Genomic DNA, 22,378 nt, shown 5'->3' on the forward strand with positions numbered 1-22,378 from the left:
TCAATAAAAATAATTTGAATCAATCTGTAATGTTTCCCCAGTCCAGTCGTCTATGTGATTGATATGGATTTACAACTGTTCAAACAACGCATACTTCCGGTTCAGGGTCGCCTATTTCGGCTGGCTCAGTTGTTTCTTCGTAACCGCGAAGAAGCAGAGGATGCCTTACAGGATGTGTTGCTCCGGCTTTGGACAAATCGGCAACAGTTAGATGCCTATCATAGTGTAGAGGCTCTGGCGGTTCAGATGACAAAAAACCTGTGTCTGGATCGACTAAAGTCACACGCTAAACAAAAGACGACCGATGACACAGCTTTGCTGGGACTGGCAGGAGAAGAAATCTCGCCTTACCGACAAGTAGAATTAGCCGATAGTGCCGAGTTGATCCGGCTGTTAATAGATGATCTGCCCGATCAGCAAAAGCTCGTCTTGCATCTGCGGGATGTAGAAGAATATTCCTTTGAGGAAATCGAACAGGTTACCGGCCTGAGTGTCAATAATATTCGAGTGATTTTGTCACGGGCCCGTCAGCGCCTGCGCGAAAATTACCTAAAAGCCAACGACTATGAATCAGGACATTGAAAAGCTACTGGAGAAATATTACGAGGGGGAGACTAGCCTGCAGGAAGAAAAACAGCTGCGGCAGTTTTTTCAGCAGGAAGCTGTACCGGCTCATTTGCAAAGTCATGCTGCTCAGTTTAGCTATTTCGCAAACGCCCGAAATTCGCACCCTTCGCTTGCCTTTACAACTCAGCTAGCCACGAAATTAAGTGCGCCGGAGCCGGGTCGGGTTATAAGTCTGACAAGCTGGAGCCTTCGATTAGCCGCCAGTGTGGCCTTGCTTATCCTTGGATTCAGCGCTGGCTTGTTTTATGCGCAACGCCGGTTCAGCTCAACGGATTTGGCCGCATCTGCAACCGATGCACCCTCAGCTTTGGCAATGAAAAAGGTGCTTAGGTTTGAGCAAATAACAAAGACATCGGCTAGTGAACGTATTCAGGCGGTCAATCAAAGTTACGACCTCAAGCAGGCCGATCAGGAGATTACGCAACTACTCATCAATACGCTGAACTTCGATGCGAATGTGAACGTACGGCTGGCGGCTTGTCAGGCACTGATTCGCTTCGAAAACGAGCCCGATGTGCGAGAAGCACTGATTCAGTCACTCAAAATCCAGACAGATCCCAATATTCAGATTACCCTGATCGACGCGCTGGTAGCCATTAAAGAGAAACGGGCCGTCAACGAAATTCAGCGATTAGTTCAGGATCAGAAAGTGCTGGATGTGGTGCGCCAGAAAGCCGAAGAAGGCATTAACCAGTTAACCCACGAAGCAACTACACCCTCCTAAAAACTTGATAACAAAATGATTCTATTAATTCCAGGCTTCCATAGAATCAATAGAATTTAAAGCCCTCCAATCAGTAAACAAACACAAGTCAATTACCTTAAACAACCGCCCTGGCGGACTAGTATGAAAAAGCTCCTAATGTTGAGTGCAGGATTCCTATGCCTTTTAATGAACGCGCAGGCTCAGGAATACAAAACCAAATTGACGAATTCCAAAGACCACAAAGTGACACTTGAGATCGACGCGGGCGACATCAAGATTGAAGGACACAACAGCGATGACGTCATTATTGTAGCATCGTCAGGCTACGAAGCACCGCCCGAACGCGCAAAAGGGCTGAAACCTCTCTACTACCAGGCGGTTGATAACTCAGGCATTGGCTTGGCGGTAACCCCTGAAAATGGCGGGTTGAAAATTGAAAAAGCCACTCGGAAAGCAATTAAATACACTATTAAGCTGCCCCGTAAAGTGGCCATTCTGTATCAGCAAACCAACTGGCAGAGTGCTGGCGTTGCCATCAGCAACATGGATGGCGATCTGGAAGTACGCACCAACAATGGGTCGATCGACCTTATAAATGTAACGGGTCCTATCGTAGCCAACACCACAAACGGCGAAGTAAAAGTTGTGTATTCAAGTCTGAGCCAGGAAAAGCCGACGGCCATCTCAACCATTAACGGCCCTATCGACATTACCATGCCTGCCAATTCTAAAGCCAATCTCAAACTCCGGTCGATTCAGGGCGAAATGTACACCGATTTCGACCTTGGTATGAAAGCCTCCAAAGAAGGTATGCCGAGAGTTGGAGGAGGTAATAACATCGACGGTAGCACCAACGGTGGCGGGGTTGAGGTCCAGCTCAAGACTATCAACAGCAATATCTACGTACGCAAGCAAAAGTAAGCCACCTTTATTTCCTCTACTCGTATGAAAAATCCCTTAATCCTGTTTTTACTTGGGCTGCTGAGTTTGCTCGTTCAGCCAATTTTCGGGCAAAAAATCATTGAAAAAACCTTGCCCGTAACCGCTGACCAAACGGTAAACCTCAATCTGAAATTTGCCGATAGCATCAAAGTCCGCTACTGGGACAAGCCAACGGTAACCGTTCGCATTGAGGTAACCATTAACGGAGGCAGGCTTAACGATGCGCTGCTGGTAACTACCGGATCTACTTCTCAGGAGGTCAGTATTAAAACGGATTTCGACAAGGAGATGATCAAGCAGGGTAAGGCAGAAGACTGCCCCGACCAGCGTCACTCCTGGAGTTCTGATCAGGATGGTAAACGGTATTACGTATGTAGTACGCTCAACTATGAGGTATTTGTACCGCGCCAAGCCCAGTTGAAGCTAGAAACCATCAATGGCAATATCGATATTCAGGGCGCAACGGGACCCGTATTTGCCAAAACCATCAGTGGGTTCGTAGATATGAGCTGGCCCAAATCCAAAGGAGCAAACGTGGCCATGAAAACCATTACCGGAGAAGTCTATTCGGATATGGACATCAGCTTCAAAAACAAGAAGGAAAAAAATCCAATTGTGGGCTACCAGTTAGAGGGAAGCGTTAACGGTGGCGGGCCAAAAGTGCAGCTGGAGTCGATCAGCAACAATATTTATCTACGTAGAAAAGATTGAGTTCGTCATTATTAGTGAGATTATGATAGTATAAGGCTACTGCCGTTCACCAACTGGTGGAAACATTCTCGAGCAGGCTGGGTTCAAACAGGTACACATTCGTAGCCGTTTAACCCAGCCTGTTTTGTATGCAGCCCAGTTCCAGTTTAGCCCATAAAACACAAGACGCCCATGAGCGACTGAATGAGGTATATGACATGCAGGAAATACATGGGTATTCAGATCCGATGCATGAGCTAATTGGCACTATTTTGTCGCACCGCACGACGCATGCGAATGAAGTATTGGCTTATCGCACAATGCGGGAACGATTTCCAAGCTGGGAACAGGTTCGGGATGCCCCCCTCCCCGACCTGATTAACGCCATACAGTCAGCGAATTACCCCGAAATCAAAGCGCCTTATATACAAAATCTGCTGACACATCTTTTCCGGGAAACGGGCGCGGCCAACGTTGATTTTCTGGGTGATTTGTCAACAGAAGAGGCCATGACCTGGCTAACGAGTCTTCCTGGAATTGGATTAAAGACCGCAACGATTCTGCTTCTCTTCAAATTCCACAAACCTGTACTGCCCGTTGATACGCATGTTCATCGGGTTACACAACGGCTAGGGTTAATTGGCCCCAAGGTGAGTGCCGATAAAGCGCATGCAATTTTACTGGCCTACCTGCCACAGGATCCACTGGTATTGTTTAATTTTCACAAGCATTTTTACTGGCATGGCCAGCGGGTATGCACCTGGTATTATCCAAAATGCAGCGACTGTGTTTTACAGTCGATATGCGATTTTTATCAATCAGGGGGAACTGCGTTACTGAGTAGCACGCCCATTCGGAAGCAAAAGTCAGCCAATCCATGACCAACTCGTTATCTACCACAAGGGCCTGTCCATACGCATGGACAGGCCCTTGTGGAACTGGTTAACTCAGGAACCTTAGCTCTTACTGCCGTATTTTCGGTCGTAAAACTCTTTCGATTGTTCGACCCAGTTGTCGCGTTCTATACGACCGGGGAAGAATTCGATGATTTCATTGACCTTGTCAATATCCTCTTTCGTAAAATTAGCGACCTGCCGAAATGTGTAGATGCCTAGGCTATGGAGTTTACGTTCCAGAAATGGGCCTATGCCTACAATATCCTTTAGGTCATCAGCTTCGGATGCCACGGCCCGCCCAATTCGATCAAAGTTAATTTCGCTCGCCCTCGATGCAATCCGATTCAATACAGCAGCCTCTGAATTACCAGTTGTTACCCTAGCCTCAATAGGCATTGGCGAACCAACAGGGGATAACTCCGGTGCCGGTGCAACAACAGGCGGCACGACAACCACCGGCACATCAACCGGGGCACTAACAACTAGTGGCGCTTCCACTACATCAATTGGATCGGGCGTATCATCGAAACTAATGGCGGGTAGTAATGGATCAGCGTGGACAAAGGCAGGTGGTGTTTCTACAACGGGTACCGAACGAACTGGCGGTACCACAGTCGCTTTGCCAGCTACTTTTGACCGTCGGCATTCTTCCAGTTCACTCTCTTTATCCGCTATCGATGCCCGTAGCGAACTGATACGGCCTGAGGGTATCAATCGACCCAACAACCAGCCAATAAACGCGGCAAGTGTTAGTAAAAGTAGTATTTCGGTGATGGCCACCGGACGACTAAAGGGATCTAATCCAAACATGACGGGATTGAAGTTTAAAGGGGGTTATAGGTTTGAGGTTTACAGTATTCGGTTTACGGCCCAATGAAACTAGAAATGCGGTAGCCACCGTAAACTGAAAACCGTAAACTGATCATTCATTACTTTTTTGCCAGTTCAGTTGCCTGACCAACCCAGTTGTCTCGCTCGATACGCCCCGGAAAAAACTCGATAATGTCATTTACTTTCTCGATGTCTTCCTGATTGAAATTGGCAATCTGCCTGAATGTATAAATACCGATGGCATGTAGTTTCTTTTCCAGAAATGGCCCAACGCCAACAATGATTTTCAAATCGTCGGCGTTGGCAGCCGAGGCCAGACCAATCCGGGCAAAGTTGATTTCATTGGCCCGGGCGCGAATCCGATTCAGCACGATCGTTTCGCCATCTGCCACTGGACCGGCAGCAACTGGAGCCCGCAGGCAGTCGTCAACAGCGCGCTCGGTGCTGGCCAGTTCACCTTCCAGTTCCCGGATGGTTCGCTGCCGGGAAATATAACCAATTATAAACCCCAGCACGGCCGACACGATCAACATAATCCCCAATTGTATCTGGGCATCGGGCAGGTTTAATGGATTTAAAGTAAACATAATTCTTGCCTGTTTATGGTTATTCGTTTCTGATTTGATGATTCAATTGCCAAGTTTTAACAGACCTACTCGGCGGAACATGTACCATCAAACCGGAACCAAGTTTTGTTTTATTGAACAACTACTGTTACACGCCGATTGGCCTTACGACCCGATATTGTACTGTTATCAGCCTTAGGCTCCGTTTCGCCTTTAGCCTTCACATTAATCTGATCCGAGTCGATACCGGCTTTTCGTAATTTCGACTTCACATCATTGGCCCGATCGAGGGATAAGCGCCTATTCACTTCATCAGGACCGGAGTTATCAGTATGGCCGGTTAGCAGGAGCTTTTTGTCTTTGTGAGCAGCCAGGTACTTAGTGGCCTCCTCGAAGAATTTTTTTGTTTCTCCCGTTTTAATGTAGTTAGCCTCACCCAGTGGGAAGTAGAGATCGATAGGCTTAAATACAGACGTAAATTTTTCGGCTTCAGCTAACGCTTTCTCTGTCGTTGGCTCCGTAATCTTGATTGGTTCGGCTGGTTTTTCAGCAGGCTTTTCCGTCACGGCGGGTTCATCAGCAGGTTTTACTTCGTTAGCCTCTCCCCCAAAACCAAAATAAAGTCCACCCCTAAGTGAGTCACCTTTGGCTGTAAATGGCAGATTGCGTTCCTCCCCTTTGGTTGTAATTGACCCAGCAGGAATACCCTGTTGTACTAAATACTGTTTGATTCCTTCAGCCCGAGCCAGACCCAGATTTGGGAAACTGGTTGTGTTGGTTTCGCCCGGTGCGTAGTAACCTGTCAGTTCGAGCGTTCGGCCGGGATTCTCTTTCAGGTAGGTAATAAGCGTTTCCAGCGACCCTCCCAGGCTATTCATATTAGCATTGGCTCCCGATTTAGCAAAGTCAAAATTGCCGGGAAGATCCAGCCGAAAGCGTGTACCATCGGCAATCGTAAAGGCATCGGCGCCAGGGGGCGTCGTCTCTATGGTTGTTTCGGTTGAGGCTGCCGAGGGATTGATATCGTCACCGCATAGCTGCTTAATTTTGCAGACATGCCACCAGGTCGAGCCGATCATCCACAGAACGAGAAGGACGATCCAGGGAGCTTTGTTTGTTAGCATAATAAAGGTAGGGGGTTTACAGACACCGAATTTTCGGATTCCTGATTGAGACGGAATTGAACGAAAAGGTTGCTCAAAAATACATGCAAGTGCTATAAATGCAAGACTATCAACGTTTTTGACAGTATTTACAGCAAACTTCAGTTCTAAACAGATTTAAGCTGTCCACTCAGGGTTTCAAGTTGGCGCTTAATTTATCAACTTTAGGGCTTTAAACTGCATCAACCTGATTCTTGAATTCTTAAAATGCTAATTGATCTTCGTAGCGATACGGTTACACAACCTACGCCCGCCATGCGCGAGGCTATGTTTACAGCGCCCCTTGGGGATGATGTGCTTGGCGATGACCCAACGGTAAATGCCCTGGAAGCCAAAGCAGCTTCGCTCTTTGGTATGGAAGCCGCTCTCTTCTGTGCATCGGGCACCATGACCAACCAACTCGCCATTCGTACCCACACACGGCCCGGTGATGATGTTATCTGCGATTACCTGTCGCACGTGTATCAGTACGAAGGTGGAGGCATTTCAGTGAATTCTTTAGCCTCCACCAGTCTGGCGCATGGCGAACGGGGCAAGCTCACTCCTGAGCTTATCCGTGAGCATATTTATAGCCCTACTGATTCACACAAACCACTTTCCCGTCTGGTTGTCCTGGAAAACACGGTCAATAAAGGGGGCGGCTGTTATTATACCATCCCCGAAATTGCCGCGATCAAACAGCTCTGTACCGAACAAGGTTTGATTCTGCATTTAGATGGTGCCCGTCTTTTCAATGCCCTTGTCGAAACCGGTGAACCTACCACAGCCTACGGACAGTTATTTGACTCCATCAGTATTTGCCTGTCGAAAGGATTGGGCTGTCCGGTGGGGTCGCTCCTACTCGGAAAAGCAGATGTCATTAAGCAGGCTCGCCGTTTCCGTAAACTAATGGGCGGAGGCTGGCGGCAGGCAGGTTTTCTGGCCGCAGCGGGCATCTACGCACTCGATCACCACATTGACCGGCTGAAACTGGATCACTCCCGCGCCCGTAAAATTGGGGCCATTCTCGAACAACTCCCCGAAGTACTGGAAATCCTGCCCATTGATACCAATATCGTCATTTTCAGACTTCCCGAAACCATCTTAGCCGCCGATTACGTTCAACAATTAGAGACAAAAGGTATCCGTGGTATCCCCTTCGGTAAACATTTGGTGCGCTTTGTAACGCATCTGGATTTCACCGATAAACATCTTGAGCATTTAGCGACGGTATTAACGCCTTCAACAATTGGGAACACCATCTAATCCAATAAAAAAGCCCCTGCCTATCTTACCGTGGGGTTAGTTTTTTTATTCCTGGTGTCTCCATGAAAAGTAGGGTCGCGTTTACGGGTGTCGGAGCGGCTTTCCTCTATCTTTATTACAGACAGTCCAAGAAAGTAAAAGAGCAGTAATGCATATACAAACCAGAACATTACAGAAATCGGACTACCACGACCTCAAAGAAACAATGATTGAGGTATATAGTGGTATTGGCGGGGATTATTGGCCTAAAAGCTCAATTAACAAACTACTCACTATTTTTCCAGAGGGTCAGTTTTGTGTAGAAGTAGATGGCAAGGCAGTAGCCATTGCGCTGGCGATCCGGGTAAAATATGGCGATTTCGGAGATAACCACACCTACTTCCAGATTACGGGTGGCTATACCTTCAAAACTCATAATGATGAAGGCGATTACCTGTACGGTATCGAGGTTTTCGTGCATCCTGACTACCGGGATTTGCGCCTGGGTCGGCGGTTATACGATGCCCGTAAGGAGCTCTGCGAGCAGTTGAATCTCAAAGGGATTCTGGCCGGAGGGCGCATTCCCAACTATAATAAATTTTCGGACGAGCTGACCCCCCGCGAGTACATTGCCAAAGTGAAACAGAAGGAGATCTATGATCCTACCCTAACATTTCAGCTTTCTAATGATTTCCACGTGAGAAAGGTGTTGCGGGGGTATCTGCCCGGCGATTCGGAGTCGAAAGAGTATGCAACCTTGTTAGAGTGGATCAACATTTACTATGTGATCGAAAAAGACAAACGGCCGCATACCGATTCCATTATTCGGCTGGGTGTGATTCAGTGGCAAATGCGTTTGTTCAAAAACCTGAACGCTTTTCTGGAACAGGTTGAATTTTTCGTCAATGCCGTCAGCGATTACCGGGCCGATTTTATGGTGTTGCCCGAGTTTTTCAATACTCCGCTCATGGCCGATTTCAACGACCTTCCCGAGCCGGTAGCCATTCGAAAACTAGCCGACTTTACGGTGCCCGTTCGCGAAAAACTTTGCGAGCTGGCCATTTCGTACAATGTCAACATTGTGGGAGGCAGTATGCCACTGGTTGACGACGATGGTAAGCTGTACAACGTAGCCTACCTCTGCCGGCGGGATGGATCATTTGAAGAATACCGGAAGATTCACATCACGCCCAACGAGGTGAAGCACTATGGTATGGTGGGTGGCTACGAGATTCGGGCGTTCGACACCGACTGTGGAAAAATCGGGATGCTGATCTGCTATGATGTGGAATTCCCTGAGCTGGGCCGCATATTAGCTCAGCAGGGCATGCAAATCCTGTTCATCCCATTTCTAACCGATACCCAGAATGGCTATTCACGGGTACGGCATTGTGCACAGGCGAGGGCTATCGAAAACGAATGTTACGTAGCAATTTCGGGCTGTGTGGGAAACCTGCCGCGTGTACAGAATATGGACATCAACTACGCCCAGTCGGCGGTGTTTACCCCCTCCGATTTCCAGTTTCCGACCAACGCCGTGAAAGCCGAAGCGACTGCCAACACCGAAATGGTACTCATTGCCGACGTTGACCTGAGCTTGTTGAAAGAGTTACACGAACATGGTTCCGTGCAGGTGTTGAAAGACCGCCGGACGGACTTATACGAAGTCACATTGAAGAAAGCAGCTAAAAAAGCACTAATCAAACAAAAGAAAGCATCGGCCGACAACGACCCGGAACAGGTTGCTCCGGTGATCGTTGTGGCCGATTAGCCTTTCGCCTTCACCAGTTAAAATGCCGTAGTGTTGAGACTACGGCATTTTTTATTTAGTAGAGCAGGCGGAAGCCCGCGCTACTAATTCCAACCCTTTTTCCATCTATGGTGTCTAGTCATGCACACACACGCCCGGCTATGTTTATCAACCGTTTTGTCGTTATACTTTTCCTGATCGGGGTTTGCAGTTGCCAGCACCAATCAACCCAACCGGCTCCTATTGTACTCAAGGATGCCCCGTGCGATTGTCCGTTTATAAGCGATCAACCAAGCTATACCGTTAACCAGACGCCCGATTCACTAACTCAGTATTACCTGGCCGTCTGGAAACGTAAGTTTATTCAGCGTAATGGTCTCGACGACGCCCGTTTTAATGCGGCCATTAAGTACGTCAGCGGGACACTCTTCAATTGGCAGTTAGGGGTTTCCTTTCGGGTTGATTTTATGTATCAACTGGATTGGTTAAGCATCCGTCATCATGAACAGTTTATGGTCTACTATGATCCGGGAACTACCAAAGACTTTGCCATTAGTTTACCCCGTGGCGTCTACCTAACCGAAGCGCAAATTCCTTCGCGTGGACTCTGGGATGATTACCAGCCTATTCAGATTGGTGCCAAGCTGGCGTTTGGTTCCTGTGCAGCAGCCTGCCAGGCCTTGAAAACTAAAACTGGCTTCCCGGTACTTAAACCGAATGGCGTTTCATTTTACCCCTCATTTCAGCTTCCCGCCCTCCCCACTGGCGAACCCTATTTATTTAGTGCGGGAACGATTGATTCAACGATGAACAGATGTGTTTCTGGTCGAATTAATCTGGTAACCGGGTCAGCACAGGCAGAAGAAGGCCCCTGCCGGATTGAATAGCCCTATTAGTTTACCGAAGTAGCTCTGCCACAAGTATACCAAGGTAAGTACCAATGGCATTACCAAGCGTTCCCACCAATACCGCCGGAAGCTGTAAATCAGGCCGATTGAGGCTACGCGCCAATGCCAGCGCGGATGTAGCCCCGCCAATGTTTGCCTGGGAAGCAATACCCAATATATCCCAATCCAGCCGAAAGAACGCGCCGATACCAAATACAATACTAGCGTGAATGAGTACAAGCAACAGAATCATCCCGAACAATACAATGGCCAGTTTTCCATCGTGGAGCAGAGCAGCAATATCACAATACGCGCCAATCACGGCCAGAAAAATATAAATCCCAAAAAGGCCGATTAGCCGACTTCCACGCAGTTTATTGACGACTCGAAACTGAGCTAACACCAGAGCAAACGTAGTCAGGACCAGCACGAACGGAATGACAGGTACTACATCAGCAATTTGTTTAGAAAGAAAAATAGAACCAAACCCCAATGCCAGTAAGATAGCCAGATCATTCGGCGTCATTGTTTCTGAATCCGAGAATGGATCATCATCCACCAATGTTTCCGAATGGGAAGCTTTGCTTGTATCTAGTTGATGGGCCAACTGCTGACGCGGGTAACGTCGTTGAAAAAAACGCGGAAGAGCCAGTGTTGCAATCATCCAGAGTGCCGTCATGATATTATCGGCAGCGGTAGCGGCTACGAACAAATTCCCGGCTTTCGATACGCCGTAATGAAGGGCTACGGCATGGAAATTAATGCCTCCTCCAATGTACGTTCCGGTAAACATTCCCGCCAGTGCAAAGAATAGTTTCCCAACGGTTTGTGGTGCCGCAAAGGCCCAAACACTCACAAAAACGCCGATAATTGTGCCCGCTGAACCGACTAGAAACATCGTTAGCATCGGCAATCCAGCCTGACGAAGGTCTTTCAGGTTTACACTCAACAGTAACAGGAATAATGAAAACGGGGCTATGTAGCTAAAAATGCTTTCGTAAACTGGCGTTTCGGTCGTTGGTATGAGACCCAGATTGGCCTCGATAGCCGTCAGAATAATCACCAGCAAAGCCGTTCCAATATGACGGAAACCGGGCTTTTTATTCAGCCATTCGCAGATGATAATAGTTAAACAAAGAACGAAGAGAATGAAAATAGAGTCAGTCACAGGATGAAGTGATTAAGACTGTAAACTAATCAATCTTCAGCTAAATCTGTGGCATATTCCTACTTTTACCCCTATTTAATTCTTTCTTCCTACAAAACAGCCAAACGGCACTAAACGAATATGTTTGTTCAGTGCCGTTTGGCTGTTGATAAACTATTACCTGGTCTATAGCAGGCGATCAGGGCACAACAACACCATGTGCATTCACGGGCTTACTCAGCGTCCAGTTGTCATTTTCTAGTTGAGTTAAGAAACAGCGGGTTCGGTACACTGTGCCGCGAAGGATAATTTTCTTATTCGTGGCCAGCCATTCGTCTCTTGTTTTTACGTACGCTGTTACCCAGGCCTTTTCGTTTCCTCCTCGGGAAGGAGGTCGCTCCGGGAAGCGCTCTCGTAAAAAAGTAGGCACACCCCCAGAGTGAATAAAACTATCGTAGATAACTAATAGGCTAAGCGGCAAGGTAAAGTCAAAGCCCGTAAAAAAGTTCAGCGCTGGCATGTAATAAAGGATGTCGAAAAATTCATCCTGCGTTGACCGCATAATGGCATCCTCTCTGGCCGATTTTCGTAACAGGTCTTTAAATGTAGCATCATCGACCAGGGGCACAGTCCCTATTTTAGTACGATAAGGAACAAAATCATCCGCAAACTTGCCATCACGGTTTATATATAGTTCGATCAATGTTTTCAGATTGCCCTGCTCCGTTGTCTGGCTACGTCCGTACGTAATTTGGCGGGTATTATCTTTCCCATCTTTAAAGATTACCAGCGCATCGTATTTACCTTCGGCGGTGCCCGTTTCAAATACGTTGACGATCTGCTCAATTTTAGATTTTATGGCTACTGTAATCATGATGTTAGAAACTAAATGATGTGGTTAAAATCTATTTTTTTCGTTTGCTTAGTTACTCAGTATGGATCACACCAGGCTTTCAATAGAGAATACATCGAGCTTCGATTTCCGGAAATTACGCACTCGTTTTAGTACAGCATTTCCATTATTAGACCCGCCCTCGTTGGTATTCCCCTCAATGGTTTCAAAAATATCATCATCTACTGCCGAAATAATGCCGGCATGTATCCAGTCATGAGGTGCCTGTTGCAGAAGGAAAATATCGCCTGGTTTCACTACAGAAGGGTCATTTCGAATCTGTGTGTACCGAGAAAGAATTCCCTTTTGCAAACCCGTCATACCAACCGTATCACAGCTATAGGTCAGCGGCATAAGCTTCTTGAAATTTTTTCCCTGTACAGAAGCCGCCTGATCAAGGATAGCCTGTACAAACCCCATACACCAGAACCATTCCGAGCCTTCGTTCCCATCCATATACGCCCGTACCCATGGACCCGAATTTGGCTGCTGATCAATAATCAACTCAAAGGGGCGGTTAACAAGATGGTTTTCGGCAATAGTTAGAATCAGCTCCCGCAATCCAGCACCCTGACCAGCGCCTAAAAAAGCTGCCCGCATTGGAGCCGATAATAAGTCGAATGTGGCCTGGTCCACCAGACCGGTTTCGGCAACACCCTTTGCTTTCTGGAAATTCTTGACAGCCTGTTCTGTGGCTTTCCCAAAATCGCCATCAATCCCTGTAGCCGTAGCCGAACCTGGGTGTGACATGGAGAAAAGCGTTAGCCAGGACTGAATTTTCCGGACTTCTTTTCTGGAGTTGCTGGCTCCATTCCGTTGTTGGGTACTACTAATCGTTAATTCGTTTTGAAAGGAGGTCTTTTGCATGGTCGTGGTTTCAATAAGCAGGCAAGAGTAAGTAAATCAATTGCTTGATTAATCTTACAAAAGCGATCCGTATCAACCGTAAATTTTTGAGTAAACGGTATAGGAAAATAGGATTAGGAGAAATGCACATTAATTTACTATCGCGTTCACTATCAGCCAATAACACGAACAGCTCCCAATTGGGAGCTGTTCAAAAATCCTGTCTGTAAAGGAAATTTTAACTGTATAGGCCATTAAGTCCATCTAACTAGCTATTGCGCTGATCAACGCTGATAACGACCTGGAATTAGGAACGTTTCAGCAACAAAACCGATCATGACACCCAGGCTATAGCAGAGCAGATCGCTCCAAACGAATGTAAAACCCAGCACCAGTCCGCCCAGTCGTGTAGCCCGCAGGCTATCAATCCAGGGGGCGTGATACAACTGGCTACTCTCAATGCTGAATGAGAAGATGAGTGTTGCCAGAGCAATGGCTTTGGTGGGCCATCGGGTAAACAGGAAGGCGAAGCCAAAGAACACCATTAATGCCCACAGCACATCACCTATATAAGTTTTTACAAATGGGATATCCCCCAGAAAACGCCTGGAGGCCAAACCCATGAGCAGAATGATCAGGGTCAGTAATCCGTAAATGGTTCGGTTTCGATGGATAGAAGGCATTTTATCGGTTTCTCATTTGTACAATGTCTTCGCTATTTCCAGCGGTCTGTCGGTCGACATAATATCGGCTCCGTTGTCGGCGAATGTTTTATAGACCTGATCACCTTTGGCCGCGGCCTGTTTATCGAGGTTACCAAGGGTGCCCAGAATACAGGCAATGCCTTTCTGATGTAGAAATTTATACAAGTCGGCATCGGGTTCTTTGACGCCCACGAAAGCCACCATCCGGTTATCGGGGACACCTAATTCACGCAGTCGGTCATATTCAGCCTGATTGCGGATCGTTACCGAAATCATCAGATTTGGGTCGAGTTTAGTTAGTTTGGCCGCATCCTGCGCGTTATAGGTAATCACGGCAGCATAGTCGCCCATGCCCGTTTTGTGAATCATGTCCACCACTTTTGCGAAGGATACATTCCGTTTGACATCGAGGGTAAACGTAACTTTGTTCTTCCCCCAACGCAGTACATCTTCGAGCGTCGGAATTTTATAGGGTGTTACGTTGCCCATATTATCCTCCAACCGATACGGGCTTAGTTCCGCGTATGTTTTGTCAATTAGTTTCCCTGTACCGGTGGTTGTGCGGTCGAGGGTGGCGTCGTGCATCATCACCATGACGCTGTCTTTGGTCAGGTCGATATCGCATTCAATAATGACTGGACGATTTGGCTTCCCTATGGTTTTTGCCATGTAGGCAAACGATTCGATACAGTTTTCAGGATAACCCTTCAGATCACCCCCACCCCGGTGCACCGAAATCTTTACCTCCTGATTGGGTTTGTAACTAAAGAATTCGTAGCCCTTACCAGATGAGATGTTGGTATAAGTCTTTGGGGAACAGGCAATCAGGCCGAAACTAAGGCCAAGGACGATAAATTGTTTTGTGGTCATTCTTGTTGCTGATGATATGATCAGGGCGTGTTCTGGAACCGTTCTGATAAAGTGGATTGTTGAAAGATAGACCGCAGATTGTTATGATTTTTATGATTGATTATGATTTTTCCTTAAATCAGAATGATCATAAAAATCATAACAATCTGTGTTCGATAATATGCCGTAAAAATAAGGCAACCAGTTAGAACAACGTCGTATGATTCCCTTTTCAGTTCTGGATTTATCGCCCATTGTGGAAGGCAATACAGCCTCCCAGGCGCTACAAAATACACTCAGTCTGGCTCAACATGCTGAGCAACTGGGTTATAACCGTTATTGGCTGGCCGAGCACCACAACATGCCGGGTATCGCCAGTGCTGCTACCTCTGTTGTAATTGGCTATGTAGCTGGTGGCACAAAAACTATTCGGGTGGGTTCGGGTGGTATCATGCTGCCGAATCACTCGCCCTTAGTCATTGCCGAACAATTTGGCACGTTAGAATCGCTCTACCCAGGCCGGATTGATTTAGGACTGGGTCGGGCTCCCGGTTCCGATCAGCCAACAGCGCGGGCACTCCGACGCGATGCCACTGGGCCAGACACATTCCCACAGGATGTACTTGAGTTACAGCGTTATTTTCAGCCCGATGATTCCAACCAATTTGTTCAGGCAGTGCCTGGGAATGGTCTGGATGTACCCATATGGATACTGGGCTCTAGCTTGTTTGGCGCACAATTAGCGGCTATTCTTGGGCTTCCTTACGCCTTCGCGTCGCACTTTGCGCCCAATGACTTGATGCGGGCTCTGCATGTGTACAGAACGCAGTTTAAACCGTCGTCCCATTTAAAGGAACCGTATGCCATGGTAGCCGCAAATGTAATTGCGGCCGACACCGACCAGGAAGCCGAGCGTTTATTCACCTCTGTGCAACAGCAGTTTCTGTATATCCGCCGGGGAAAAGCCAGAAAAATGCAGCCACCGGTCGACGATCTTTCGGCGACCTGGCCCGATTACGAACTGGCGGGAATTGATTCCTTTTTTCGTTGCTCAGCCATAGGTTCACCAAGAACCATTCAGCGGCAGTTAGCGAATATTATTGAGCAAACACAGGCCAATGAACTGATATTCACGGCTCCTATTTTCGATCATGAAGCCCGAAAGCACTCACTTACGCTCACGGCGCAGGTGCGCGATGCGCTGGCAGTCGAGAAAGGAGAAGCGGTTGGGGTGTAAGCATACGTAGATGTGACGTCGGGTTCTTCAACCATTATTGTCCGAAATGTTTTTTCAAGGCATCGTCCAGTAAGGTTGGCTCCCCGTGGCATGCTACAATAAGTGTTTTGACCAGATCAGCTTCGAGTTCATAGACAAACAGCAATTTGTTGATCTTGAACCCAGGCCGATCATTAAACCGACCATATAACCCAATCAACATAGCGCCAATGAGCATCACATACGCCATGATTTTGATCCCGTTAAAGGATCGGGACAGAAAATGAGAAAAATTCATCTGCTGCTTGATGAACCGAAAGAATTTCTCGATCTGCCAACGCTGTCGATAAATCTGACTCACCTCCAATGCGCTGAGCGAATCGGGCAGGCTGGTCAAAAACAGCAAAGATTGCTCAGGTTTGTCTTGTAGGTGAGCACTAATCAGGCGAAATGAGTCCGTAAGGAGTCGATTCGAACTCGTATAGAGCTTGATCAACGACTCCTTCTCTAAGACAAGTGTGTCGGTCGAGCTATCTATACGCTGCTCAGCCAGAAGCTGGTAACGACTGTTGGCTTTGATGCGGGTAACAAAAAAACGTTTCTCCTCAGGGGCTTATTGAACTGCTCAAAGGTGAGTCGATTTTGCAGCCCAGCGTCAAAAACGGCTACATCTTTGGCCGAGAAAGCCAGCGATTCAATGGTTTCTTTGAGGGGTGTTTCATCGCTGGCATGGGTTTGTTGATCATAAAATCGAATCGTTTCGGGCTTTAAGCCATCATAGCCGATACTAAATTTGATATGCTTATAACGATGGGTTTCATCGTTGGCTTTACGGCCCAGTTGAATACCCAGGCCCAAGAGTTTGGCTGAACAAGCCACTAGGGTTGAATCAACCAGATGGAGTTGATAGCCCTGGACGGTGGGTGTGGGCCAGTGCTGGTTGACCAACTTGAGAACTTGCTTAAAAATAGCCTTCAGGTAGCCACAATCGAGTTGAGCCAGCCGGTCGGCTAAGGAGTTTCGTTTGGTGGTAAAGTGAGCATCCACGCCGATTAAGTGGCGAATGCCCACTTTTTCCAGCAGGGCCATAAGTACATTCAGACTCAACTCATTGGTGGTCAGAACGCCATAGAGCAATAACTTAAAAACCAGGGCTCCGCGGAGTTTTTTGACGTGTTTATCGACTTGATAGTCTAGGGCTAATGTTTCCAGCACCTCATCCGGCAAATAGCCTAACAGCGTTTTTACGGGTAATTTGGCGGTGTTCATTGGTTTTTAGACTTAAAACAAATCGACAAGAAAAAACATTTCGGACAATACTGGTTTAAGAACCCGACGTAGCGAGGTTTCTCAAAACCTACTGTGCCCTATTCGGTTTTGAGAAACCTCAACAGTCAGGTTGAAGAACCTGACTTCACCTGCATAGAGCTAAGCTAAAAATGGGTCGGTTTCTCAAAACCGACCCATTTTACTTAAATCACTACGTTCACAATTCGTTTCGGCACCACCACCACTTTTTTGGGTGATTTGCCTTCCAGCCACTTCTGCACGATTTCGTCGGCCAGCACTTCGCGCTCGATTTCGGCTGGAGCCCGGTCGATGGCGAAACTGATGGTTGTGCGCACTTTGCCATTGATCTGAATCGGGTACTCGAAGGCGTCCTCAACCAGATAAGCTGGATTGAATACGGGAAACTCCGCCTGCGAGATTGTGCCGGGCTCATTGCCTAACGCTGCCCAGAGCTCCTCCGTAATGTGGGGCGCGTAAGGCGACAAGATCAGTACCAAATCCTGCAAAATTGCCCGTTTGTGGCAATTCAACGTAGCCAGTTCATTTACGCAGATCATGAACTGACTCACCGATGTATTGAACGAGAACGCTTCAATATCATTTCCGGCCTTCTGAATCGTTTTGTGTAAAACCTTCAGTTCAGCCGGTGTTGCTGGTTCGTCTGTTACAATCCAGTTGCTACTTCCGTCTGCATTGTCCTTATAAAACAACCGCCAGAATTTACGGATGAAGCGATACACACCGTCGATACCATTGGTACTCCAGGGCTTAGCCTGTTCCAGCGGCCCGAGGAACATTTCGTAAAGCCGCAACACATCAGCGCCGTATTTCTCGACAATCGTATCGGGATTCACAACGTTGAACTTCGATTTCGACATTTTTTCAACCTCATTCCCAACGATGTATCGTCCATCAGGCTCAGTGATGAACTCAGCATTTTCGGCAAAATCAGGGCGAGCCTTTTTAAACGCGTCGATATCCAATACGTCATTTTCAACAATATTGACATCAACGTGAAGGGGAGTTACCTCCTGGCCGCTAATCTGGTTCAGCGATAAAAACACGGCTGGCGCACCTTCCCGTCCTGTACCTGCTATCCGATACACAAAATTGCTCCGCCCCTGAATCATGCCCTGGTTGATGAGCTTTTTGAACGGCTCTTCCTGCGGCACGTAGCCCCGGTCTTTCATGAACTTGTTCCAGAAACGACTGTACAGCAAGTGGCCCGTGGCGTGTTCGGTACCACCGATGTACAGATCCACATTCTGCCAGTAGTTAATGGCTTCTTTGCTGGCAAATTCGTTGTCGTTGTTCGGGTCCATGTAGCGGTACCAGTACCACGACGAACCTGCCCAACCCGGCATGGTACTTAATTCGTAATCGTAACTATTCAAGTCCCCTTTAGGGGATTTAGGGGTATACTTCCATCCCTCAGCGCGTCCTAGTGGGGGCTCACCGGTTTCGGTAGGCAGGTATTTATCAACGGCGGGCAATTCCAACGGCAGGTCGCTTTCGTCAATCAAATACGGTAAGCCGTCTTTGAAATACACCGGCACCGGTTCACCCCAGTAGCGTTGGCGGCTGAAAACCGCATCGCGCATCCGGTAGTTGATTTTGCCTTTACCCAAACCTCGTTCTTCAAGCCACGCAATCAGGGTTGCCGTAGCTTCCTTGTAGGTCATGCCATTGATGATACCCGAGTTAATATAATGGCCTTCTTTGGTGTTGTCAGCCTGTTGGTCAACGTCTTTCTGGGCATCCAGAATCGGGATGATGGGTAGGTTGAAGTGGGTTGCAAAGTTCCAGTCGCGCTGATCGCCCGAAGGAACGGCCATAACCGCACCCGTACCGTAACCCGCCAAGACGTAGTCGGCCAGAAAGATGGGGACTTGCTCGCCATTGAACGGATTGGTGCAGTAACTACCCGTAAATACGCCCGAAACAACTTTCGTTTCGGCCATCCGGTCGCGCTCCGACCGTAGTTTGGCCGCGTTTACATACGCATCAACGGCTTCCTGCTGCTCAGGCGTTGTCAACTCAGCCGCCAACTCATGCTCAGGCGCCAGTACCATAAACGTAACACCGTAAATGGTATCAACACGGGTAGTGAAGACTTCAATATAGGAGGAAGGGGAAGAAAGGGACGAGAGGGAGGAATGGGAGATTTCCACTCGTCCCTTTCCTCCTTCCTCCCTTTTCTCCCCAAGAGGAAATTTCACACTGGCACCAACCGACTTTCCAATCCAGTTCCGCTGCTGTTCTTTGAGCGATTCGGTCCAGTCAATCGTATCTAAGCCGGTCAACAAACGGTCGGCGTAAGCGGTGATGCGCATCATCCACTGACGCATCAGTTTCTGTTCGACAGGATAGCCACCCCGCTCCGAAACGCCGTCTTTTACTTCGTCGTTGGCCAGAACGGTACCCAGCGCCGGACACCAGTTTACTACCGCATCGGCCAGATACGTCAGGCGATATTTCAGGGTTATTTCATAGGACTCCCGCGTAGACATGGCGTTCCACTCGGCAGCGGTGAATGTGGGCGTGTCATCGGCACATACGGCGTTGACATCTGTCGTACCGTTCATCGCGAACTTATTCGTCAGTGTTTCAATGGGTTCTGCCCGGTCGGTATCTTTGTTATACCACGAACGGAATAGCTCCATGAAAATCCACTGTGTCCATTTGTAATAGGATGGATCGGACGTGCGGACTTCGCGGCTCCAATCGTAGCTGAACCCAATATTTTTCAGTTGCTCAATGTATCGTTCCCGGTTTTGCTCCGTTGTGATGGCCGGGTGTTGGCCCGTTTGAATCGCGTACTGTTCGGCCGGAAGACCGAAGGAATCGAAGCCCATTGGGTGCAACACATTAAACCCTTTCAGCCGCTTGTAACGCGACACGATATCGGAGGCAATGTAACCCAGTGGGTGGCCAACGTGCAGCCCCGCTCCCGATGGATACGGAAACATGTCAAGAACGTAGTACTTTGGCTTAGTCGTCTGTTCTGCGGGTTTGTAGGTGTGGTGATCGTCCCAAAACTGCTGCCATTTCTGTTCAGTTTCGCGGTGGTTGTAGTCAGCCATGAGTAATGAAAAATTGATAATGGAAAATGTATAATGGAAACGAAAGTAGAGTCATTATCCCGGTCATTTTTAGGAGATCCATCGGCTAATTGCCCGGAGAACAGTATTCATTTTACATTATACAGTAGTCATTGAGTGGTTCAGGTTGCAAAAATAGCCGATTACAAAGACTTTTGCCTATCGGCCAGTCGATGAATGTATAAACACCTAATGAATCAAGCCCAATCCACTGCTCCTTTGCCCCATACAGATCAGCAGCCTATCGTCGCGGGCTCATCATACTGGTTGTGGTCCGTTGGATTAGGGCTTTTGGCTATGTTGCTCGGCATCTGGATCGTTGGCGATTTTCATCATCCTCTTTCCGATGGCAACGACACCGACCAGTTCGAATATGTGGGCTATTTTTTCCAGAAGAATCTTACGTTCTGGCCGTTTCCGCACCTTAATCTGATCAATACGCAAACCTTTTATCCGTATGGCACGAATCAGGTATTTCTGGACTGGGGTTTCGAGCGCGACTACTGGTATACGGTCTGTTATCGGATTTTGGGCGGCCCCGGCCCGTATCTCCAATATTATTATGTGTACAGTCTGGTCGTTGCAGCCGCTGGAACGTTCATGTTGGTAAGCCCTCGCTTTGGCATCGGCAAATCGGTTATTCTTGGTCTGGTTGTCTCGATTTTTAATTTTTATGCGATCTACAAGTTCCCTGTCCACATGAACGTTTGTGTAGGGCACTGGACAACCCTTTGCGTAGTAGCCACATATCGACTTTTATATGATTTGGTGACAGCCAGATCGATCTCGCTCATCTATATACTGGCCTGGATATGGCTTCATGTTCAGGTATTGAGTCAGGAACTGGCCTACGTGGCGGGCTTTGCATTAACATTTACCACACTGGCCTTCCCAGTTATAATCGTTATTCTGTACCAGCGATTCCGTATGAAATCCTGGTTTATGCTGATTCTTAGTTACCTACAGGAACAATGGAGTCAGTATAAAGTGGGCGTTGTAGGCTGCTTACTAATCATAGGATTTAGCTTATTTCTGTATCTGCCCCTAACCCTTCAAATTGCCTTTACAGCCTGGCAATTCGACTTTAGCACCGTCCCTGAATTACGCGCCTGGTCGCACCCGCTGCGCATATTGATCCCCCATCTGCCTGGCTTTCACACTTATGATGTTGATTATGGCCGTCTCTTCCATGACACGTTTGAGAGTTACGGGCAAGGGAGTCCTGGGCTGTATTTGACGGTAATGGCGGTTATCGGTTGGTGGCAATTCCGGCGATGGATAGCTGTTTGGTTACCTATTGTATTGATGGTAGGCCTATGCCTGCTCTACCACCCCGTTTTGTTACCAACGCTGAAGTTGTTTCCCTGGTTTAGTTTCAACCGACATGGCGGACGGGCCAGCCTGATCTATCCGGTACTTTTAGGCCTACTAGCCCTGCCAATTCAATGGCCCCGCCGACTATCCGCGCAACTTATCGGGATTCTATTACTTGGCCTGATGGGTATGGAGTGGTACACGGGCTATGTTCAACGTATAGTCTATCCGGCCAACGTAGCCTCCGATAGTCTTTTACGCTATTGCGCCCTGGTGAGGCAACAACCGGGTACAGCTGTCCTCGACTGGCCATTCTGCACGGTTGGGGGTGATGGAGTGGGCATGAACGAAGGACTTTGTCCTTATTATGTTCAGCAAAACGCGGTCTTTACCTTCCGGCGATTCTATGATAAAAGCGGAGTCGGGCAATATTTCGGGCGACTACATCCCGGCCAGATACAACCGTTTCTGCGCGATGGGTGGCCCCGCCTGCTAACACCGGGGCGGCTATTTACAGCACAGGACTGGCAGTTTCTGGATGCATTTCTACGCCAGAACAACTTCGCGGGTATCAACCTATATCCTGATTTACTGACACCCGAACAGGTCGCCCAGTTTTACCAGCATTATGGCCAGCCCATTGCCGAAACAACGTTTCCGGCTGCAGGTCGAGTGGCTTTTATCGCACTAAAAAGGTAGACTATTTGTTCGTATTGACGAGCGTGCAACGCCCCTGC

The 22,378-nt window shown here is 48.0% G+C and carries 21 protein-coding genes; 10 read left to right on the top strand and 11 right to left on the bottom strand.

All coding sequences use genetic code 11. From position 1 onward, the window contains the following. Nucleotides 1–63 precede the first annotated feature (63 nt). The 5 genes from EXU85_RS18040 (at nt 64) to nth (ending at nt 3,846) form a co-directional block, all read left to right on the top strand. Nucleotides 64–582, top strand: coding sequence for an RNA polymerase sigma factor (locus EXU85_RS18040; RefSeq protein WP_142773421.1), 519 nt, complete (start codon nt 64–66; stop codon nt 580–582). Next, nucleotides 566–1,351 carry a HEAT repeat domain-containing protein gene (locus EXU85_RS18045; protein ID WP_142773422.1) on the top strand — a complete coding sequence of 262 codons (786 nt, stop codon included), beginning with the start codon at nt 566–568 and terminating at the stop codon, nt 1,349–1,351. Before EXU85_RS18040 ends, EXU85_RS18045 begins: the two co-directional genes overlap by 17 nt. 123 nt (nt 1,352–1,474) lie before the next feature. Beyond that, complete coding sequence (locus EXU85_RS18050) at nt 1,475–2,254, top strand: DUF4097 family beta strand repeat-containing protein (RefSeq protein WP_142773423.1); 780 nt, start codon at nt 1,475–1,477, stop codon at nt 2,252–2,254. Between the two features lie 24 nt (nt 2,255–2,278). After that, the gene (locus EXU85_RS18055) at nt 2,279–2,986 is read left to right on the top strand and encodes a hypothetical protein (RefSeq protein ID WP_142773424.1); all 708 of its coding nucleotides are present in this window, start codon (nt 2,279–2,281) and stop codon (nt 2,984–2,986) included. A gap of 128 nt (nt 2,987–3,114) precedes the next feature. Next, nucleotides 3,115–3,846 (top strand): endonuclease III, encoded by a 732-nt coding sequence (gene nth / locus EXU85_RS18060; protein ID WP_142773425.1) that lies wholly within the window; start codon nt 3,115–3,117, stop codon nt 3,844–3,846. 75 nt (nt 3,847–3,921) lie between these two features. On the opposite strand, the gene EXU85_RS18065 is transcribed toward nth, so the two are convergent. From EXU85_RS18065 to EXU85_RS18075, 3 genes are all read right to left on the bottom strand, one after another. Next, a complete protein-coding gene (locus tag EXU85_RS18065; protein ID WP_142773426.1) occupies nt 3,922–4,671 on the bottom strand; it encodes a hypothetical protein in 750 nt (249 codons plus the stop codon). A gap of 119 nt (nt 4,672–4,790) precedes the next feature. Then, nucleotides 4,791–5,279: a hypothetical protein gene (locus EXU85_RS18070; protein ID WP_142773427.1), complete on the bottom strand. Its 489-nt coding sequence runs from the start codon at nt 5,277–5,279 to the stop codon at nt 4,791–4,793. Nucleotides 5,280–5,389: 110 nt separating this feature from the next. After that, nucleotides 5,390–6,382 (bottom strand): OmpA family protein, encoded by a 993-nt coding sequence (locus EXU85_RS18075; protein WP_142773428.1) that lies wholly within the window; start codon nt 6,380–6,382, stop codon nt 5,390–5,392. Between the two features lie 246 nt (nt 6,383–6,628). On the opposite strand from EXU85_RS18075, the gene EXU85_RS18080 reads away from it, so the two are divergent. The 3 genes from EXU85_RS18080 (at nt 6,629) to EXU85_RS18090 (ending at nt 10,282) form a co-directional block, all read left to right on the top strand. Continuing rightward, nucleotides 6,629–7,666, top strand: a complete 1,038-nt coding sequence (locus EXU85_RS18080) for a low specificity L-threonine aldolase (protein WP_142773429.1) — start codon at nt 6,629–6,631, stop codon at nt 7,664–7,666. A gap of 148 nt (nt 7,667–7,814) precedes the next feature. Next, nucleotides 7,815–9,416, top strand: coding sequence for a carbon-nitrogen hydrolase family protein (locus tag EXU85_RS18085; protein WP_142773430.1), 1,602 nt, complete (start codon nt 7,815–7,817; stop codon nt 9,414–9,416). A gap of 140 nt (nt 9,417–9,556) precedes the next feature. Beyond that, nucleotides 9,557–10,282: a hypothetical protein gene (locus EXU85_RS18090; protein ID WP_168207816.1), complete on the top strand. Its 726-nt coding sequence runs from the start codon at nt 9,557–9,559 to the stop codon at nt 10,280–10,282. 10 nt (nt 10,283–10,292) lie between these two features. Here the strand turns inward: EXU85_RS18090 and EXU85_RS18095 are convergent, their stop codons facing one another. The 5 genes from EXU85_RS18095 to EXU85_RS18115 form a co-directional block, all read right to left on the bottom strand. Beyond that, on the bottom strand, nt 10,293–11,450 hold the full coding sequence (locus EXU85_RS18095) for a DUF819 domain-containing protein (protein WP_142773432.1): 1,158 nt from the start codon (nt 11,448–11,450) through the stop codon (nt 10,293–10,295). Nucleotides 11,451–11,628: 178 nt separating this feature from the next. Then, nucleotides 11,629–12,303, bottom strand: coding sequence for a chitosanase (locus EXU85_RS18100; protein WP_142773433.1), 675 nt, complete (start codon nt 12,301–12,303; stop codon nt 11,629–11,631). A 66-nt stretch (nt 12,304–12,369) separates the two neighbouring features. Beyond that, nucleotides 12,370–13,188 carry a peptidoglycan-binding protein gene (locus EXU85_RS18105; protein ID WP_142773434.1) on the bottom strand — a complete coding sequence of 273 codons (819 nt, stop codon included), beginning with the start codon at nt 13,186–13,188 and terminating at the stop codon, nt 12,370–12,372. A gap of 263 nt (nt 13,189–13,451) precedes the next feature. Continuing rightward, on the bottom strand, nt 13,452–13,850 hold the full coding sequence (locus tag EXU85_RS18110) for a DUF2809 domain-containing protein (protein WP_142773435.1): 399 nt from the start codon (nt 13,848–13,850) through the stop codon (nt 13,452–13,454). Between the two features lie 12 nt (nt 13,851–13,862). After that, complete coding sequence (locus EXU85_RS18115) at nt 13,863–14,741, bottom strand: glycerophosphodiester phosphodiesterase family protein (protein WP_142773436.1); 879 nt, start codon at nt 14,739–14,741, stop codon at nt 13,863–13,865. Nucleotides 14,742–14,940: 199 nt separating this feature from the next. On the opposite strand from EXU85_RS18115, the gene EXU85_RS18120 reads away from it, so the two are divergent. Beyond that, nucleotides 14,941–15,957, top strand: a complete 1,017-nt coding sequence (locus EXU85_RS18120) for an LLM class flavin-dependent oxidoreductase (protein WP_142773437.1) — start codon at nt 14,941–14,943, stop codon at nt 15,955–15,957. Between the two features lie 34 nt (nt 15,958–15,991). Here EXU85_RS18120 and EXU85_RS18125 read toward each other — a convergent pair whose 3' ends face one another. The 3 genes from EXU85_RS18125 to leuS all read right to left on the bottom strand — a co-directional run bounded on the left by EXU85_RS18125 (nt 15,992) and on the right by leuS (nt 20,309). Next, a complete protein-coding gene (locus EXU85_RS18125) occupies nt 15,992–16,516 on the bottom strand; it encodes a transposase (RefSeq protein WP_142773438.1) in 525 nt (174 codons plus the stop codon). Then, nucleotides 16,471–17,205 (bottom strand): hypothetical protein, encoded by a 735-nt coding sequence (locus tag EXU85_RS18130; protein ID WP_142773439.1) that lies wholly within the window; start codon nt 17,203–17,205, stop codon nt 16,471–16,473. The genes EXU85_RS18125 and EXU85_RS18130 overlap by 46 nt, the downstream gene beginning before the upstream one ends. A gap of 203 nt (nt 17,206–17,408) precedes the next feature. Continuing rightward, nucleotides 17,409–20,309: a leucine--tRNA ligase gene (gene leuS, locus EXU85_RS18135; RefSeq protein ID WP_142773440.1), complete on the bottom strand. Its 2,901-nt coding sequence runs from the start codon at nt 20,307–20,309 to the stop codon at nt 17,409–17,411. Nucleotides 20,310–20,519: 210 nt separating this feature from the next. Between leuS and EXU85_RS18140 the strand changes: the two genes are divergently transcribed. Continuing rightward, on the top strand, nt 20,520–22,340 hold the full coding sequence (locus tag EXU85_RS18140; protein WP_142773441.1) for a hypothetical protein: 1,821 nt from the start codon (nt 20,520–20,522) through the stop codon (nt 22,338–22,340). Nucleotides 22,341–22,378: the final 38 nt, after the last annotated feature.

The sequence above is a fragment of the Spirosoma sp. KCTC 42546 genome (assembly GCF_006965485.1).
In the GTDB taxonomy this organism is placed as follows: domain Bacteria; phylum Bacteroidota; class Bacteroidia; order Cytophagales; family Spirosomataceae; genus Spirosoma.

Excerpts from the sequence above, each read along its gene's own strand:
- EXU85_RS18040 (WP_142773421.1), top strand. The coding sequence starts at position 64 with ATGGATTTACAACTGTTCAAACAACGCATACTTCCGGTTCAGGGTCGC.
- EXU85_RS18045 (WP_142773422.1), top strand. The coding sequence starts at position 566 with ATGAATCAGGACATTGAAAAGCTACTGGAGAAATATTACGAGGGGGAG.
- EXU85_RS18050 (WP_142773423.1), top strand. The coding sequence starts at position 1,475 with ATGAAAAAGCTCCTAATGTTGAGTGCAGGATTCCTATGCCTTTTAATG.
- EXU85_RS18055 (WP_142773424.1), top strand. The coding sequence starts at position 2,279 with ATGAAAAATCCCTTAATCCTGTTTTTACTTGGGCTGCTGAGTTTGCTC.
- nth (WP_142773425.1), top strand. The coding sequence starts at position 3,115 with ATGCAGCCCAGTTCCAGTTTAGCCCATAAAACACAAGACGCCCATGAG.
- EXU85_RS18065 (WP_142773426.1), bottom strand. The coding sequence starts at position 4,671 with ATGTTTGGATTAGATCCCTTTAGTCGTCCGGTGGCCATCACCGAAATA.
- EXU85_RS18070 (WP_142773427.1), bottom strand. The coding sequence starts at position 5,279 with ATGTTTACTTTAAATCCATTAAACCTGCCCGATGCCCAGATACAATTG.
- EXU85_RS18075 (WP_142773428.1), bottom strand. The coding sequence starts at position 6,382 with ATGCTAACAAACAAAGCTCCCTGGATCGTCCTTCTCGTTCTGTGGATG.
- EXU85_RS18080 (WP_142773429.1), top strand. The coding sequence starts at position 6,629 with ATGCTAATTGATCTTCGTAGCGATACGGTTACACAACCTACGCCCGCC.
- EXU85_RS18085 (WP_142773430.1), top strand. The coding sequence starts at position 7,815 with ATGCATATACAAACCAGAACATTACAGAAATCGGACTACCACGACCTC.
- EXU85_RS18090 (WP_168207816.1), top strand. The coding sequence starts at position 9,557 with ATGTTTATCAACCGTTTTGTCGTTATACTTTTCCTGATCGGGGTTTGC.
- EXU85_RS18100 (WP_142773433.1), bottom strand. The coding sequence starts at position 12,303 with ATGATTACAGTAGCCATAAAATCTAAAATTGAGCAGATCGTCAACGTA.
- EXU85_RS18105 (WP_142773434.1), bottom strand. The coding sequence starts at position 13,188 with ATGCAAAAGACCTCCTTTCAAAACGAATTAACGATTAGTAGTACCCAA.
- EXU85_RS18110 (WP_142773435.1), bottom strand. The coding sequence starts at position 13,850 with ATGCCTTCTATCCATCGAAACCGAACCATTTACGGATTACTGACCCTG.
- EXU85_RS18115 (WP_142773436.1), bottom strand. The coding sequence starts at position 14,741 with ATGACCACAAAACAATTTATCGTCCTTGGCCTTAGTTTCGGCCTGATT.
- EXU85_RS18120 (WP_142773437.1), top strand. The coding sequence starts at position 14,941 with ATGATTCCCTTTTCAGTTCTGGATTTATCGCCCATTGTGGAAGGCAAT.
- EXU85_RS18130 (WP_142773439.1), bottom strand. The coding sequence starts at position 17,205 with ATGAACACCGCCAAATTACCCGTAAAAACGCTGTTAGGCTATTTGCCG.
- leuS (WP_142773440.1), bottom strand. The coding sequence starts at position 20,309 with ATGGCTGACTACAACCACCGCGAAACTGAACAGAAATGGCAGCAGTTT.
- EXU85_RS18140 (WP_142773441.1), top strand. The coding sequence starts at position 20,520 with ATGAATCAAGCCCAATCCACTGCTCCTTTGCCCCATACAGATCAGCAG.